The 254-nt window shown below is 73.2% G+C and carries 1 protein-coding gene; it reads right to left on the reverse strand.

All coding sequences use genetic code 11. The features are described from left to right. Nucleotides 1-254 (reverse strand): Rossmann-fold NAD(P)-binding domain-containing protein (locus tag Ga0451573_RS19395; RefSeq protein WP_231685835.1); only part of this gene is annotated, 254 nt, incomplete at both ends.

Here is a 254-nt window from a genome sequence, read left to right on the forward strand (position 1 = left end):
TGCGCGGTTCCTCGCCCAGAAAGGCCACCAGCTCGCGATTGTCGAGCCGCACCGGATGGTCCCAGAAGGGGCGCATCTCGATCAGCTCGCGCAGGGTCGGGTTGAACGGCGCGGCGAGCGGCAGCAGCGCCCAGGGCAGGCGGGCCTGCTTCGCCCCGCGCCCCGCCGCCGCCGCGATCGCCGCCGGGAAGGCGCTGCCGTCCGGGTCCCAGTGACCGGCGAAATGAAAGCGGGCGAAGCGTGGCAGTTCCTCC

It is taken from the genome of Phosphitispora fastidiosa, assembly GCF_019008365.1.
Taxonomy (GTDB): domain Bacteria; phylum Bacillota; class Thermincolia; order Thermincolales; family UBA2595; genus Phosphitispora; species Phosphitispora fastidiosa.